Below are 16,608 nucleotides of genomic sequence, written 5' to 3'. Positions count from 1 at the left end.
GTCACAGAAAAAGCCGCTGTTACAATGCGCGCCTTAACGCCCGAGGGGTTTTCGGGCCACGCCAGCCGCTTTGGGCCCGCCATGACCAGCACCGCCGAACTCACCTCGCCCTCGTCCGCCAATACGCCGCAGATCGGGGTGATCGACAGCGACTACACGCTGGAACACAAGTACACACGCACCGACGGGCGCATCTACCTGAGCGGTGTGCAGGCACTGGTGCGGTTGCCGCTGATGCAGCGGCTGCGCGACCAAGCCGCGGGGCTCAACACTGCCGGCTTCATCAGCGGCTACCGCGGCTCGCCGCTGGGCGGCTTCGACCTGGAGCTGTGGCGCGCACGCAAGCACCTGGAAACCGCAGGCGTGAAGTTCACCCCCGGCCTCAACGAGGACCTCGGCGCGACGATGGTGTGGGGCACGCAGCAGACCAACCTGTTCCCCGGTGCCACCGTCGATGGCGTGTACTCGATGTGGTACGGCAAGGGCCCCGGCGTGGACCGCTGCGGCGACGTGTTCAAGCACGGCAACGCCGCGGGTACTTCGAAGTTCGGCGGCGTGCTGGCACTGGCCGCGGACGACCACAACTGCCGCAGCTCGACGCTGCCGCACGGCTCGGAAGACGAGTTCGTCAGCGCGATGATGCCGGTGCTGAACCCCGCCGGCGTGCAGGACATCCTCGACCTGGGCCTGGTGGGCTGGGCGATGAGCCGCTACACCGGCCGCTGGATCGGCTTCAAGACGATCGCCGAGACGGTGGAGTCGTCGGCGTCGGTACAGGTGGATCCGTTCGCGCGCGAGATCATCCTGCCGGAAGACTTCGCGATGCCGGCCGGTGGCTTGAACATCCGCTGGCCCAACCCGCCGCTCGACCAGGAAATGCGCCTGCACAAGTACGCGGTCGCCGCGGCGCAGGCGTTCGCCCGTGCGAACAAGGTGGACCGGATCGTGCTGGACTCGCCGCGCGCGCGCTTGGGCATCGTCACCACCGGCAAGAGCTACCTGGACGTGCTGCAGGCGCTGGAATACCTGGGCCTGGACGAACAGGCCTGCGCCGACATCGGCATCCGCGTCTACAAGGTCGGCATGACCTGGCCGCTGGAGCCGGTGGGCATCACCGAGTTCGCCAAGGGGCTGGAAGACATCGTCGTGGTGGAGGAGAAGCGTGCCTTCATCGAGCGGCAGATGAAGGAGTACTTCTACAACTGGCCGGCCAGCGCGGGCACGCGGCCGTCGATCGTCGGCAAGTACGACGAAGCCGGCGAGTGGATCCTGCCGTCCACCGGTGAGCTGACCCCGGCGACGATCGCCGGCGTGATCGGCCGCCGCATCCAGCGCTTCTTCACCACGGAGTCCATCGAACAGCGCCTGCGCTGGATGGAGGAGAAGGAAGCGGAGATGGCGCTGCCGCGCGCCAACTTCCCGCGCGTGCCCCACTACTGCAGCGGCTGCCCGCACAACACCTCGACGGTGGTACCGGAAGGTTCGCGCGCGCTCGGCGGTATCGGCTGCCACTACATGGTCACGTGGATGGACCGCGACACCGACACCTTCACCCACATGGGTGGCGAAGGCGTGACGTGGTCGGGGCAGGCGCCGTTCACCGAAACGCAGCACGTGTTCCAGAACCTCGGTGACGGCACGTTCTTCCACTCCGGTTCGCTGGCGGTACGCCAGTCGGTCGCCACCGGCGTGAACATCACCTACAAGATCCTCTACAACGACGCGGTGGCGATGACCGGCGGCCAGCCGGTGGACGGCACGCTGTCGGTGCCGCAGATCGCGCACATGATGCGCGCCGAGGGCGTGGACACGATCGTTGTCGTCAGCGACGAAGTGGGCAAGTGGAGCAAGCGCGAGATCTTCCCGTCCGGCGTCGAGTTCTTTGACCGCAAGGAGCTGGACGACGTGCAGCGCCGCCTGCGCGACGTAAAGGGCGTCTCCATCCTGATCTACGACCAGGTCTGCGCCACCGAGAAGCGCCGCCGCCGCAAGCGCGGCAAGCTGCCGGATCCGGCCAAGCGCACGATGGTCAACACGCTGGTCTGCGAAGGCTGCGGCGACTGCGGCGTGAAGAGCTTCTGCGTGTCGGTGCTGCCGAAGGAAACCGAGTTCGGCCGCAAGCGCGAGATCGACCAGTCGAACTGCAACAAGGACTTCCGCTGCGTCGACGGCTTCTGCCCCAGCTTCGTCACCGTGCACGGCGGTACGCCGCGCAAGGGCAAGAAGGCGAACGCCGCGGACCTGCTGGCCGCCTTGCCGGCACCGGCGTTCAAGTCCGGCCTCGACCAGCCCTGGAACATCCTGATCACCGGCGTCGGCGGCACCGGCGTGGTGACCATCGGCGCGCTGCTCGGCATGGCCGGCCACCTGGAGGGCAAGGGCGCCAGCGTGCTCGACCAGACCGGCCTGGCGCAGAAGGGCGGTGCGGTGACCACGCACATCCGCATCGCGCGCACGCCGGAAGACATCCACGCCGTGCGCATCGCCGCCGGCGAAGCCGACCTGGTGCTGGGTTGCGACATGGTGGTGGTCAACGACTACTGGGTGCTGTCGAAGGTGCGCGGCGAGCGCTCGCAGGTGGTGCTGAACACCTACGAGGCGATGCCGGGCACGTTCACCACGCACCCGGACATGCAGTTCCCCGCCACCGACATCATCGCCGGCGTGAAGGTCGCCCTCGGCGGTCGCGACCCGATGCTGGTCGATGCCACGCAGATCGCGACCGCGCTGATTGGCGACGCCATCGGCAGCAACCTTTTCATGCTGGGCTACGCCTGGCAGCAGGGCCTGGTGCCGATCTCGTTCGACGCGATCATGCGTGCGGTCGAACTCAATGGCGCCGCCATCGAGATGAACAAGACCGCGTTCGCCTGGGGCCGGCTGGCGGTGGTCAATCCGCAGGCGGTGCAGGAAGCGGCCGGCCTGATCCGCAATACGCAGACCGAAAGCGAGCGCACGCCGGGCGCGCTGCAGATCCTGCCGCCGGGCGAGTGGGAAAGCAGCGAATGGGGCGCCAACAGCGCACCGCGCAACCCGGGCAACGAAAGCGAGCTGCGCGGACTGCCGGAAGGCGCCAGCGGCGGCGGCGATGTCGCCTTCCTGCCGCTGGACGACCTGCGCCTGTCGCGCTCGCTGGACGAACTGATCGCCCGCCGTTCGACCTTCCTCACCGAGTACCAGGACGCCGCCTACGCGCGCCGCTACACCGACCTGGTGGCGAAGGTGCGCTCGGCCGAGAACATCAAGGCGCCCGGCTCGACCGCACTGACCGAAGCGGTGGCCCGCTACTGCTTCAAGCTGATGGCGTACAAGGACGAGTACGAGGTCGCCCGCCTGTACACCAGTGGCGACTTCCAGCGCCGTCTGCAGCAGCAGTTCGACGGCGACTACGAGGTGCACTTCCACCTGGCGCCGCCGCTGTTCGCCAAGAAGGATGCGCACGGCCGCCTGATGAAGAAGGAATACGGCCCGTGGATGTTCAAGGCGTTCGGCCTGCTGGCGAAGCTGCGCTTCCTGCGCGGCGGCACGTTCGACGTGTTCGGTTACACCGACGAGCGCAAGGGCGAGCGCCAGCTGATCGCCGATTACGGCAAGACGGTGGACGAGTTGCTGGGCGCGCTGGACGCCGACCGCCTGGGTCTGGCGGTGGAAATCGCCAGCATCCCCGAACACATCCGCGGCTACGGCCACGTCAAGGAAAAGCACCTGCATACCGCGAAGGCGCGTGAGGCCGAACTGCTCGGCCTGTGGCGCAATCCCAAGTCGCTGCACATCGTGCAGGCGGCGTAAGCAGACAGAAGACCCCGCTCCGGCGGGGTTTTTTCTTGCGACCTAGGACCGCGCGCCGCGCAGGCGCAGCGTGGCCAGTGCGCTGCGCAGCGGTGGCTTCAACGGCAACGCCAGCGTGCGGTACACGAAGGACAGCGCGCGGCGCGAACGCGGCACGCGCCACGCGAGGCCCTCCTCGATCGTGTAGACGCAGGGCGCGCACGCACCGCACGGTCGCCCCCGCACCGGGCGGTGGCAGAACCAGGTCATGTCCATCAGGGCTTCCCAGCCTTCGCGACGGGCTTCGTCTTCCATCGCGCGCTTGTCGATGGGAAACAGCGGGAAGCTGAAGTAGCGGAACAGCGTGTACTCCGGCGTACCAGCATGGCGTGTATCCATGCGGAAACTGCGGTAGGTGCCGGCCTGTTCGAACGCTTCGACCTTCGACGACAGCAGTGCCTGCACCTTGTCGTCCACATGCACGCTCAGCTCGATACCTTTCAGCCCATGCCGTTTGCAGAAGATCGGCAACCACGCGTACTGGCTGCCGATGTACATCCGGCGGCGCACACGGCGCAGTGCATCGCTGATGTCCGCGTCCTGGCCCAGCTCGGCCACGCGGAACCGCCGCAAGGGCCGCAACAGCTCGCGCGTGTGTGGGTGCTGCTCATGCAGGGCCCCGGTGATGCGTTGCAGCGTCTGCAGTTCGGTCGCCGTGGAGGGACGCGTGGGGTCTTCGAGGTAATACGGCGTCACCGCGAGCCGGTGCTTCAGCAACAGACGCAGCACCTGGAACGTCGAGTCCCACCCGCTCGTCCACAGCAGCCGCACCCCGTCGTTGTCGGAGGCGGGCGATGCACGCTCATGCAGGCGAACGTGGTGATGCGGCGTTGTCATGCGCTCGATGCTAGCAAGCCGATCGCCGCGGGCTTTCCGCTTCTCTTCACCTTGCTGCGTGCTCGCTAAATCCGGTGTATCCGCACGGCTCCCTGTTCATCGGACTCTGCACGTTCTTGTCACGCCGGCGATCACCATCATCGAGGCGAACGGCGCGCTCGTGCGTGTGAGCGCGGGTGATGCGCCGCGTCCCATCTGCAGGAGTCCATCGATGCATGCGCAGCCCATGAACCGGGAGCAATTCTGGCGTTTCGCCGACGCCGCCAAGGAACAGACCGAAGCACTGGCCGTCGAGCGCATGAAGATCCTCCCGACGCTCGACGTGGAGGCACTGCGCGGCTTCTGCATCCAGTACCGGTTCTTCACCATCGATTACATCAGCGACCTCGCCCTGCTGGTCGCGCGCCTGCCGTTCGGTGGCCTGCGCAGCCTGCTGGGACAGATCCTCACGGAGGAACTGGGCGAAGGCGACCCGGCGCGCGCGCATCCGACGGTCTACGACCGCTTCCTCACCAGCATCGGCGTCGAGCCGGCGCAGCTGTCGCGTGTGCTGCCGGCCAACGAGCGCATCCTGCAGGGGCTGACGCGCGACATGACTCGGCATCCCGTCGCGTACGGCGTCGGCCTGCGCGGCATGGGCGGCGAGTGCCTGTGCCAGACCTATCTGTCGGTGATGTTCGACCACATGCGCACGCACCCCTACCTGCAGGCGAACGCCGACACGATCGACTGGGAGTTCTGGACCATCCATACCGGCGAGGAAGACATCATCCATGGCGAGCTGACGCGCGCCGCCATCGACGAGTACCTGCGGCACGATCCGGGCGTGCTGCCCGAACTGGCCCGTGGTTACGAGCGCAGCATCAGCGCCTGGAACCTGTTCTGGCAGAACATCCTGGATACCTACGCCCCGCCGCTGGAGGTCGCCTCGTGAACGCGGTGGCGGAAGCGTCAATCGCGCAGTTCCACCTCGCGTTCCCGGTACGCGACCTGGACGAGGCCCGCGGCTTCTACGGCGGCGTGATGGGCTGCACGATGGGCCGCAGCGACACCTCGTACCAGGACTTCGATTTCTTCGGCCACCACCTGGTGGCGCACATCGGCGGCGATGGCCGCCCGCTGCACGCCGGACGCTTCGATGGCGAGGCGGTGCCCGTCCCGCACTTCGGCATGAACCTGGACCGCGCCGCGTGGGAAGCGCTGGCGATGCGGCTGAAGTCCGCCGGCATTCCCTTCCACGAGGAACCGCATCTGCGGCTCAAGGGCAAGCCTGGCCAGCACGTCACCATGTTCCTGTTCGACCCGTCGGGCAACGCGCTGGAGTTCAAGTCCTTCGACGATCCCGAACAGACGTTCATTCCGTGAATCCGTTCCACCTCCGTGCCGGCGCACCTACACGGAGGGAGGAACGGCGGGGTCAACCGAAGTAGGGGCGTTCCGGCGCGAACAGCAGGCGCTTGGCCGCCTGTCGCCAGGCTTCGGGGCACTGGCGTCCCTTCAACACCACGGCGGCGCTGTACGCCAACCCGCGCGAGCGCGGCGCCACCGCGCCCAGGGTGCTCTCCGCCTGGGCGATGCTCGCTCCCCCTTGCACCGCATCGATGAATCTCAGGATGTCCGGTGCATCGTCCGGATCGGAATCCAGCGCGGCCTGGCGCAACGCAGCGGCCGGCTGGTGTTCGCGCAGGGCGAGCGCCAGCGACGGCCATACCGTGTCGGGATCGATGCCGGACCCTGCCGGCAACGACAGGGCGAGCTTCACCGTCGCGGCATCGGCGCCGTCCGACGCTCCCAGCAGGCGCAGGATGCGCGGACCGGTGTCGGCCTCCGCCGCCACGGCCCGCGTCGTGGCCTGGTCCAACTGGCCGGCGGCCATCAGGTGATACGCGTGCATCGGCGAGTCGCCGGTCTGCTCACCCGACTCCAGCGCCATCATCTGGCGCAGGCGGCTGGATGCCGCCACCGACTTGGCCGGCACGGCACCGTCACCGACCACGCGCTGCACGCGCGCCACATCCAGGCCTACGTAGTCGCCGATCTCCGGCAAGCGGCTGCCCTGCTGCAGCAGTTCCATCGCCGGCTGCCATTGCTGGCGTTCGGCATGCACGTAACCGGCTGCCATCGCGAACCAGGCATCCTTGGGCCAGCGCGCATGGCCATCCAGGAAAGCCTGGTCACGCGCCCGTTCGTCCTCGGTGCAGCGCGCGGCGATGTACTGCAGCGACGGCTCGCCGGCTTGTGCCTGCGCCAAGGCGCGATGGCGTGTGCAGACCGCCGCATGGGCCTCGCCTTCGGTGAGGTCCTGCTCCATGCGAAGCAGGCCTACCGCCCGCGGCTCATGCTTCAGGCGCAGCTCGATCAGATCCTGCAGCTCTCCCCGTTCGCTCGCCCGGCCCCACCACTCGCGTGTGTGCGGTGAAGTCACCGCATCCCAGCGCGCGTGCGCATCCACCACCTTCGCCTGCTCCGGCCCTTCCGGCAGCAGGCCCAGGATGTCGCCCGGCGCGGCGTCGCCGAAACCGCTGAGCACCGTCCGCCATCCCGACCCGCTGCGACTGCTGATCTGTTCCGGCGGATCACTGAAGAGATGGTCCACCTTGGTCGATGTCCAGCGCACGGCACCGAGCCGGCGTTCGGGACGTTCGCCGGCCGAACCGTAACTCGCCGTCCATTCCACCAGGGGTGCGGCGCCGGCGATGCTGTAGACCAGGTGCTCGCTGCCCGCCGGCGCCTGCTCGTCGAAACGTTCGACCAGTTCGCCACTGTCGCCGGTGTGGGTCTGCACGCTGTAGCGCGATTGCTCGGGCAGCGTCAGCTCCTTGTGCGAGAACGCCGGCACGTCCACGGTCTGGCCGGCCACTTCGACGCGCATGTCGCGCGCCAGTCCGTTGTACACGGTGAGCGTGGAGTGGCCGACCGCGCCGCCAAGCAGGAAGACCGACCCGACGATACCGCCTGCCACCACCAGCCGCGTGGCGGCGGGCACGACGCCGGTCGCCGTCTGGAAGCGATCCCACCACCCCAGCCTGTGCTGCAGCGTGCGGCCCTTGCCGGGTACCAACAGCGGATATTCGCGCGGCGCCGCGGCCACCGTGACCGGCGGCGGCAGTGCCACCGTCGTGCGCAACTGGTCGGCTACCCGGTCCTCGGTGGTCAGCAACGCCTCCAGCGCGACGTGGCGCAGCCCGCCCAGGGCTCCCTGGGTAGCGTCCACCCAGCCCTGGACCACCTTCATCCACTGGTTGATGTTCTGTTCCGAAGCGCGCGGCAGCTCGAACGGCTGGTGCAGGGCCGCGCTCCACTCCGTCACGCCCAGGCCGGTAGCCATGGCGTCGTCCAGCATCACCTGCGGGGCTTTCGCATAGATGGTGTCGAGCGCGGAATGGACCTGGTTGCAGGCGGCCACCAGCCGTCGCAGTTCGGTCTCGGAGACGCGGTTGTCGGCGGTGACGACATGGAACGTGTTGACGAACACCGCGTGGGCATCGTCCAGGTCGGCCCTGGCATGCTCGGCGTAGTGCAGCACGTCGAGTTGCCCGCGAAGCGCTTCGGCCCAGCGGCCACCCAGCCGTTCGGCGGCAGCGCAATGCAGGCTGCGGCATTGCCGGTCGTGCGCTTCCACGGCCGTGCGCAGCGGCGATATCTCCGCGTCCAGCTCGGCCAGGATGCGCGGCACGTTCTTGCGCGGCACCTGCGAGCCGCGCCAGTTGACCATGCCACCTTCGGTTTCCATGGCACCGATGCGGATCGCATCCAGCATCGCACGTTGCTGCTCGAGCTCGCGCAGCTGCTCGATCTCGTTGCCCACCTGCGGCGAGTAGAGCGCATCGATCCGCGCCAGCAGATCGGCATCGGCCGGCACTGCCTCGTACAACTCGTGGGCTTTCTGGCACCGGCGCACGAACGAACGCCCGAGGTAGGCACCGCGGTAACGGCGCGACATCGCGATGGCTTCGTACTCTTCGTCCAGGTGGCCCAGCGACACCGAGGGCTCAGCGAAGGTCTCCGGGACCTGCGGCAGCAGGCGGGACGAGAGTGTCTCCTTCAACCCCTGGGCATCGCGCAGCAGCTCGATCGCGGGGCGCGTATCGATGCCGCACGCCACGTAGACTTTCTTGACGTTGTGCTCGCGCGCGTTGTTGGACGGATGCGTGGACCACATCTGCGGCGGCGGGGCCAGCTCGGCGGCGAATACCCGGTGCCCGCTGGCGTCGCCATGGCCGGCGGCCGGTGCCGCGCCGTAGGCCGGATCGTCCAGCACGTCGCGCAGGCGTTCGATGATGCGGGACTGGATCGCGAATACGTCCTTGACCGCGTGACCGCGCGCCGCCTCGCGCGAGGCGAACTGCAACGCACGCTCCCACGCCTCGTCGGCGGCGCCGAGCTTGTGCAGTGCATGCACCAGCGCATCGCTGCCGGTCAGCGATGCCGCCACCAGGTCGGCCTGGAACTCCATTTCGCGCGACAGCGCGCGTTGCGCGATCAGCACCCAGCGGAACACGATCTCCACCAGCGAGCGGATCGACCACACCACCAGCGACAGCGCCCAGCCGATCCACGCGATGCGCAGGTCCAGCCGCGACAGCGTCGCCAGCACGGTATCCAGCGCGTCGCGCTTGGCGACGATATGCGCGGCGATCTGCTGCGCCACGTAGACCCAGCGGCCCACCGCCATCGAACGTTGGGCGAAATGGCCGAACTCATGCGCCAGCACGGCCTTCAGTTCGCCCAGGCTCAGCACGTTGACCAGCGCCAGGCCGATTTCCAGGTTCTTGCGCGACGGCAGCAGCAGGTTCAACAGCGTCAGGTCGTAGAACACGCTGGCGTTGACGCGGGGCGACAGGAACACGCGATAGGGGCGCGGCGCGCGCGCCTCGTCGGCCAGCCGGTGCAGGAAGGCAAACAGCTCAGGATGCTGCGCGGCGGTGATCTCGATGTCGGCGGAAGAAACCTCGGTCTTGCGCCGGAAGATCAGCGCCTTGGCCATGAACACCGCCAGGAACGCGGTGCAGCCGGCAACAAGCAAGGTGATGAACGCGCTGTCGCCGGCCCCCGAGCCCGCCAGCAGCTTGGCGACGAGCCGGTAGGCCGTCCAGCCGAACCACGTCATCAACCCCAGATAGGCCAGCATGAAGCCGGACAGGCCGAGCATGGCCAGCCACGCGTTGCGGCGGTAGTTGCCAGTGGGCGCGGTCAGGCCTGCAGGCACCGACGCCGGCCCGGCGGGATACAGAGAGTCCATCGATTTCCCCCTTGGTGTGGACACGCCCCACGTCCAGGCCAAGGCGCCGGCCATCCGTGGGCGGTGCAATTCGCCCATCGTCCCCCGACGACAGGCGAGCAGACACTAGCGCGCGCCGCGCGGGCTGTCCATGCGGCCGGCGGCCGGCCACCCGCGCGGCCCTCGGAGGGTCAGTCCTCGCGTCGCCAGACGAGGCTGCGGTTGTTCGCCGGCATCGCGTTGTCTTCGACCAGCACCAGCCCGATGGAACGCGCCAGCGCGTCCACGGCTTCGAAATCGCGGATGCCCGAGGCGGGATCGCGATCCTTCAACCAGTGCTCGAACGCGCGGTTGCTGTCGCTGGTGAAGTCGCCGCCATAGTTGAAGGGGCCGTAGACGATCAGCAGACCATCCTTCGCGAGGACCCGGCCGACACCGGCGAAGAACGCCTCGACCTGGGGCCAGCCCATGATGTGCAGGCTGTTGGCGGTAAACACCGCATCGAAGGTCGCGCCAGGCCACGGGCCGTCGACATCGAGTTCGATCGTGGGCGGCGTGTTCGGCAACGCCGTGTCATCGAGCCAGGCCGTGATGCCCGGGAGATTGTCTGCCCGGTCGCTGCATTGCCAGATCACCCATGGCATCGCGGCGGCGAAGTGCACCGCATGCTGGCCGGTACCGCTGCCGACCTCGAGCACGCGACGCGTCTCGCCCAAGTGGCGCTGCAGGACTTCGAGGATCGGTCCCTGGTTGCGTTCGCAGGAGGGCGCGAAGGGCTTCTCCGCCGCCATCAGCCGGCCGATCGCACGTAGATGCGCTTCAGGCCGTTGTCGCTACCGCGCTCCTCGACGGTGAAGTGGCGCGGATGCGCCTTCACCAGGTCGCTGAGCTTCTTATGCCCGTACAGGCGGGTGTCGAAATCCGGACGCACCTTGTTGAGGTAACTGCCCACGCTGCCGAGGAAGGCCCAGCCCTGGTCGTCGCTGGCGTCTTCGATGGCCTGGCGGATCAACTTCAGTGGCAGGGACTCGTGCTTGCCCGGCTCGACCACCGGTGCGGCGGTCGGTTCGGCCTGTGCCACCGGCTTCTTCGCCGCCGGTTTGGCGGCCTTCTTCGCAGATTTCTGTGGCGCCGGCGGCGCGGGCGGTGCCGGCACCTCGCTGCGCAGCACCTCGACGTAGATGAACTTGTCGCAGGCCTGCACGAACGCGTCCGGCGTCTTGCGCTCGCCGAAGCCGTACACGGTCAGCCCTTCCTCGCGCAGGCGTTGCGCCAGGCGGGTGAAGTCGCTGTCGCTGGACACCAGGCAGACGCCGTCGAACCGGCGTGTGTACATCAGGTCCATCGCATCGATGATCAGCGAGCTGTCGGTCGCGTTCTTGCCGCTGGTGTAGGCGAACTGCTGCACCGGGTTGATCGAGTGCTTCAGCAGCGCCTGCTTCCACTGCGTCATGCGCGTGCTGGTGAAATCGCCGTAGATGCGCTTTACGCTGGCGACGCCGTACTTGGCGGTTTCCGCGAGCAGTCCCTCGATGACGGCAGGCTGCGCGTTGTCGGCGTCGATCAGCACCGCCAGCCGCGGCTGTTCGTCGTCGTTCTCGGGCCGGGCGACCGGACGGGATTTCATGTGCGCCATTCCTGTGCGGGATGAGGCGCATTGTGCACCACGTTAGCGCGGCATGACCGGCGTCACTTGACGTTGCGACGCCTGCCGACGACAGTCCGGGGGCTTCCGTTCCAGGACCCGATTGATGCAACGACGCGACTTCCTCGCCCTCGGTGGCCTCACCCTCGCCGGGCTCGCGCTGCCCGGCACGCGCGTGATCGCCGCTGAAGCGCTGCTCGAACCGGGCGACGTGGCGAAGAAGAAGCGCCTGGCCGACGCTGCGCTCGCCGCCGCGACGGCAGCGGGCGCGAGCTATTGCGACGTGCGCATCGGCCGCTATCTGCGGCAGTCGCTGATCACCCGCGAAGACAAGGTGCAGAACGTGGTGAACACGGAGTCCTCCGGCATCGGCGTGCGCGTCATCGCACAGGGCGCCTGGGGCTTCGCCGCGACCAACGACCAGACCACCGACGGCGTCGCCGCAGCGGCAAGGCAGGCAGTCGCCATCGCCCGCGCCAATGCGCGCATCCAGGGCAAGCCGGTGCAGCTGGCACCGCTGACCGGTACGGGCGAAGTGGCGTGGAAGACACCGATCGTGAAGAACGCGATGGCGGTACCGGTGAAGGAGAAGGTCGACCTGCTACTGGGTGCCAACGCCACCGCGCTGTCGGCCGGCGCCAGCTTCGCGGCGTCGCGCATGTTCGTCATCAACGAACAGAAGTACTTCGCCAGCACCGACGGCTCCTACATCGACCAGGACGTGCACCGCATCTGGGTGCCCTTCACCGTGACCGTGGTGGACAAGGCGACCGGCAAGTTCAAGACGCGCGACGGCCTGTCCGCGCCGATGGGCATGGGCTACGAGTACCTGGATGCCAATCCCGCCGACAAGATCGCCCTGCCCGGCGGCGTGGTGGCCTACGGCGCGTCGTACGACCTGCGCGAGGACATCGTGGCGGCGGCGAAGCAGGCGCGGGCCAAGCTGACCGCGCCCTCGGTGAAGCCCGGCAAGTACGACCTGGTGCTGGATCCGTCCAACCTGTTCCTCACCATCCACGAAAACGTCGGCCACCCGCTGGAACTGGACCGCGTGCTCGGCTATGAGGCCAACTACGCCGGCACCAGCTTCGCCACGCTGGACAAGCGCGAGCAGCGCTTCCAGTGGGGCAGCCCGATCGTGACCTTCACGGCCGACAAGACCGAGCCGCGCAGCCTGGGCGCGGTGGGTTACGACGACGAAGGCGTGAAGACGCGCCGCTGGGACCTGGTGAAGGATGGCGTGCTGGTCAACTACCAGGCCACCCGCGACGAGGTCCACATCCTCGGCGAGAACGCCTCGCACGGCTGCAGCTATGCCGACTCGTGGAGCAGCGTGCAGTTCCAGCGCATGGCCAACGTCTCGCTGGCGCCGGGCAAGGCGCCGCTGACCGTGGCCGAGATGGTCAAGGACGTCGAGAACGGCATCTACATCCACGGTCGCGGGTCGTACTCGATCGACCAGCAGCGCTACAACGCCCAGTTCGGCGGCCAGCTGTACTTCGAGATCAGGAACGGCCAGGTCACGCGGCAGATCGAGGACGCCGCATACCAGATCCGCACGCCGGAGTTCTGGAACGCCTGCACCGCGATCTGCGACGCGCGCGACTTCCGCCTCGGCGGTTCCTTCTTCGACGGCAAGGGTCAGCCCAGCCAGGTATCAGCGGTCTCGCATGGCTCGGCGACGACGCGCTTCAACGGCATCAACATCATCAATACCGCGCGCAGCCTAGGGTAGATCATCGATCGTCGTCCCAGCGCACGCTGGGACCCATTTTGCTCCCGATTCTGCACGTCTATTCCGAGGCCAAGAGCCAATGGATCCCAGCGTGCGCTGGGATGACGGGATCGGCACCTCCACCAGGCCGCGACGAGCGCGACGTCTCCTCTTCTATGCCGAAAGTCATTTGACGCTGTCTCCACCGCGGCGCAAGAATCGGGGACGACCCGCGCGGTGGACATGGCGCGGGCCACAACGCGTCCGTCGCAGTCCCCGCCTGCCCTCGCGCAGGCCCAACGGTGGAGAACAGCCTTGCAACGTCGTGACTTCCTGGCCCTGACCGGCCTGACCGTGGGCGGCCTGATGGTGCCGTCCTACTTCGGCAAGGCGATCGCCGCCGAGCAACTCCAGTCCACCCTCGACGTCGCGTTCAAGAAACGCCTCGCCGACGCTGCGCTGGCCGCCGCCAAGCAGGCCGGCGCCACCTACTGCGACGTGCGCATCGGCCGCTACCTGCGCCAGTTCGTGATCACCCGCGAGGACAAGGTGCAGAACGTGGTGAACACCGAGTCCACCGGCGCCGGCATCCGCGTGATCGCCAACGGCGCTTGGGGCTTCGCCGCCACCAATACGCTGACCGCCGAGGGCGTGGCCGCCGCCGCGCGCCAGGCTGCCGCCATAGCGAAAGCCAACAGCAAGACGCAGACCGCGCCGGTGCAGCTTGCCAAGGCGCCGGGCTTCGGCGAGGTGTCGTGGAAGACGCCGATCAAGAAGAACGCGATGGAGGTGCCGATCAAGGAGAAGGTCGACCTGCTGCTGGGCGTCAACGCCGCGGCGATCAACGCCGGCGCCGACTTCGTCAACTCGATGATGTTCGTGGTCAACGAGCAGAAGTATTTCGCCAGCACCGACGGCTCCTTCATCGACCAGGACGTGCACCGCATCTGGGTGCCGATGACGGTCACCGCCATCGACAAGGCCAGCGGCAAGTTCCGCACCCGCGACGGCCTGTCCTCGCCGGTCGGCATGGGCTACGAATACCTGGACGGCGACGCCTCGCAGAAGTACGCCACGCCGAACGGCGTCATCAACTATGGCTTGTCCTACGACATGAAGGAGGACGCCATCGCGTCCGCCAAGCAGGCCCGCGCCAAGCTGACCGCGCCGTCGGTGAAGCCCGGCAAGTACGACCTGGTGCTGGACCCGTCGCACACCTGGCTGACCATCCACGAGTCGGTCGGCCATCCGCTGGAACTGGACCGCGTGCTCGGCTACGAAGCCAACTACGCCGGCACCAGCTTCGCCACGCTGGACAAGCGCGAGCAGCGCTTCCAGTACGGCAGCGAGCTGGTCAACCTGTTCGCCGACAAGACGCAGCCGGGCAGCCTGGGCGCCGTGGGTTACGACGACGAAGGCGTCAAGACCAAGCGTTGGGACCTGGTCAGCGCTGGCAAGCTGGTCGACTACCAGACCATCCGCGACCAGGCCCACATCCTCGGCAAGACCGAATCTGACGGCTGCTGCTATGCCGACTCGTGGAGCAGCGTGCAGTTCCAGCGCATGGCCAACGTGTCGATGGCGGCCGGCAAGACCAAGCTGTCGGTGGCCGACATGGTCAAGGACGTCGAGAACGGCATCTACATCATCGGCGACGGCTCGTTCTCGATCGACCAGCAGCGCTACAACGCCCAGTTCGGCGGCCAGCTGTTCTACGAGATCAAGAACGGCAAGATCACCCAGCAGATCGAGGACGTGGCCTACCAGATCCGCACGCCGGAGTTCTGGAACGCCTGCACCGCCGTCTGCGACGAGAGCGACTACCGCCTGGGCGGTTCGTTCTTCGACGGCAAGGGCCAGCCCGGCCAGGTGTCCGCGGTCTCGCACGGGTCGTCCACCGCGCGCTTCAACGGCATCAACGTCATCAACACCGCCCGCTCGCTCGGCTGACCGGCGCTTAAGGAGATCACCAGAACATGAGCATCCTCACCGAAGCGCAGGCCAAGGCCATCCTGGACAAGGTCCTCGCGCTGTCCAAGGCTGACGAGTGCACCGCCTCCCTCAGCGGTTCGATCGACGGCAACATCCGGTTCGCGCTGAACAACGTCTCCACCAGCGGCATCGTCAGCAACACCGATCTGGCCGTGCAGGTCGCGTTCGGCAAGCGTACCGGCGTGGCGACCATCAACGAGTTCGACGACGCCTCGCTGGAACGCGTGGTCCGCCGCGCCGAAGACCTCGCCCGCCTGGCGCCGGAGAACCCCGAGTTCATGCCGGCCGTCGAGAAGCAGACCTACACGCCGTCGCCGACCTTCAGCGAATCCACCGCCGCCATCACGCCGGAATTCCGCGCGCAGGTCGCCGCCGATTCGATCGGCCCCTGCAAGGCCGAGAAGCTGATCGCCGCCGGCTTCCTGGAAGACGGCCAGAGTTTCGTCGCCTTCGCCAACAGCAAGGGCAACTTCGGCTACCAGAAGGCCACCGCGTTCAACTACACCTGCACGGTGCGCACCGAGGACGGCCGCGGTTCCGGCTGGGTCGGTCGCAACCTGAAGGAAGCGAGCGCGTTCAAGGCCGACAGCGATATCCGCACCGCGATGCGCAAGGCCAGCGAATCGGCCGAGGCGAAGGCGCTTGAGCCGGGCAAGTACACGGTGATCCTGGAACCGGCCGCGGCCGCGGGCCTGATCTCCTTCATGATGAACTTCTTCGATGCGCGCCAGGCCGACGAAGGCCGCAGCTTCCTGTCCAAGAAGGGCGGCGGCAACAAGCTGGGCGAGCAGGTCTACGACCCGCGCGTGAACATCAGCGCCGACCCGTGGCACCCCGGCGCCGAAGTGATGCCGTGGGACAACGAAGGCCTGCCGCGCGAGAAGATGGCCATCGTCGAGAACGGCAAGGTGGTCAACCTGGAGTACTCGCGCTTCTGGGCGCAGAAGCAGGGCAAGCGCGCGACCGGTTCGCCGGGCAACCTGCTGTTCGCCGGCGGCACCAAGTCCACCGCCGAGCTGGTCGCCGGTACGCAGAAAGGCATCCTGGTCACGCGTACCTGGTACATCCGCATGGTCGATCCGCAGACCGTGCTGCTGACCGGCCTGACCCGCGACGGCACCTTCTACATCGAGAACGGCCAGATCAAGCACCCGGTGAAGAATTTCCGCTTCAACGAATCGCCGGTGATCATGCTCAACAACATCGAGGAGCTGGGCAGGCCGGTCCGCGTGGCCGGCGACGAATCCAGCTTCGTGATGATGATCCCGCCGATGAAGCTGCGCGACTTCACCTTCACCTCGTTGTCGGACGCGGTGTAACGCTTGTCTCCTTCTCCCTGCGGGAGAAGGTGCCCGAAGGGCGGATGAGGGG

General features: G+C 67.4%; 10 protein-coding genes. 6 read left to right on the top strand and 4 right to left on the bottom strand.

Going from position 1 to position 16,608, the window contains the following annotated elements:
- The first annotated feature begins 81 nt into the window (after positions 1–81).
- Positions 82–3,789 (top strand): indolepyruvate ferredoxin oxidoreductase family protein, encoded by a 3,708-nt coding sequence (locus tag IB225_RS16990; protein ID WP_192312761.1) that lies wholly within the window; start codon positions 82–84, stop codon positions 3,787–3,789.
- Positions 3,790–3,831: 42 nt separating this feature from the next.
- On the opposite strand, the gene IB225_RS16985 is transcribed toward IB225_RS16990, so the two are convergent.
- Entirely contained in the window at positions 3,832–4,665 is an 834-nt protein-coding gene (locus IB225_RS16985) for a hypothetical protein (RefSeq protein ID WP_192312759.1), read from the bottom strand.
- 211 nt (positions 4,666–4,876) lie between these two features.
- On the opposite strand from IB225_RS16985, the gene IB225_RS16980 reads away from it, so the two are divergent.
- On the top strand, positions 4,877–5,599 hold the full coding sequence (locus tag IB225_RS16980) for an iron-containing redox enzyme family protein (protein WP_192312757.1): 723 nt from the start codon (positions 4,877–4,879) through the stop codon (positions 5,597–5,599).
- Positions 5,596–6,030 carry a VOC family protein gene (locus IB225_RS16975; protein ID WP_345776638.1) on the top strand — a complete coding sequence of 145 codons (435 nt, stop codon included), beginning with the start codon at positions 5,596–5,598 and terminating at the stop codon, positions 6,028–6,030. The genes IB225_RS16980 and IB225_RS16975 overlap by 4 nt, the downstream gene beginning before the upstream one ends.
- 52 nt (positions 6,031–6,082) lie before the next feature.
- Here the strand turns inward: IB225_RS16975 and IB225_RS16970 are convergent, their stop codons facing one another.
- The 3 genes from IB225_RS16970 to IB225_RS16960 all read right to left on the bottom strand — a co-directional run bounded on the left by IB225_RS16970 (position 6,083) and on the right by IB225_RS16960 (position 11,513).
- Positions 6,083–9,817 carry a M48 family metallopeptidase gene (locus IB225_RS16970; RefSeq protein ID WP_192312944.1) on the bottom strand — a complete coding sequence of 1,245 codons (3,735 nt, stop codon included), beginning with the start codon at positions 9,815–9,817 and terminating at the stop codon, positions 6,083–6,085.
- A 260-nt stretch (positions 9,818–10,077) separates the two neighbouring features.
- On the bottom strand, positions 10,078–10,677 hold the full coding sequence (locus IB225_RS16965; RefSeq protein WP_192312754.1) for a DUF938 domain-containing protein: 600 nt from the start codon (positions 10,675–10,677) through the stop codon (positions 10,078–10,080).
- Entirely contained in the window at positions 10,677–11,513 is an 837-nt protein-coding gene (locus IB225_RS16960) for an NYN domain-containing protein (protein WP_192312751.1), read from the bottom strand. Before IB225_RS16960 ends, IB225_RS16965 begins: the two co-directional genes overlap by 1 nt.
- A gap of 124 nt (positions 11,514–11,637) precedes the next feature.
- Here IB225_RS16960 and IB225_RS16955 point away from each other — a divergent pair, with 124 nt between their 5' ends.
- From IB225_RS16955 to IB225_RS16945, 3 genes are all read left to right on the top strand, one after another.
- Positions 11,638–13,266, top strand: coding sequence for a TldD/PmbA family protein (locus IB225_RS16955; RefSeq protein ID WP_192312748.1), 1,629 nt, complete (start codon positions 11,638–11,640; stop codon positions 13,264–13,266).
- A gap of 294 nt (positions 13,267–13,560) precedes the next feature.
- A complete protein-coding gene (locus IB225_RS16950) occupies positions 13,561–15,195 on the top strand; it encodes a TldD/PmbA family protein (protein ID WP_192312745.1) in 1,635 nt (544 codons plus the stop codon).
- A 26-nt stretch (positions 15,196–15,221) separates the two neighbouring features.
- Positions 15,222–16,556: a TldD/PmbA family protein gene (locus IB225_RS16945; RefSeq protein WP_192312742.1), complete on the top strand. Its 1,335-nt coding sequence runs from the start codon at positions 15,222–15,224 to the stop codon at positions 16,554–16,556.
- The last annotated feature ends 52 nt before the right edge of the window (positions 16,557–16,608 follow it).

The organism is Pseudoxanthomonas sp. PXM02 (assembly GCF_014851805.1).
Lineage (GTDB): Bacteria > Pseudomonadota > Gammaproteobacteria > Xanthomonadales > Xanthomonadaceae > Pseudoxanthomonas_A.
This window is presented reverse-complemented; position numbering and strand designations above follow the sequence as displayed.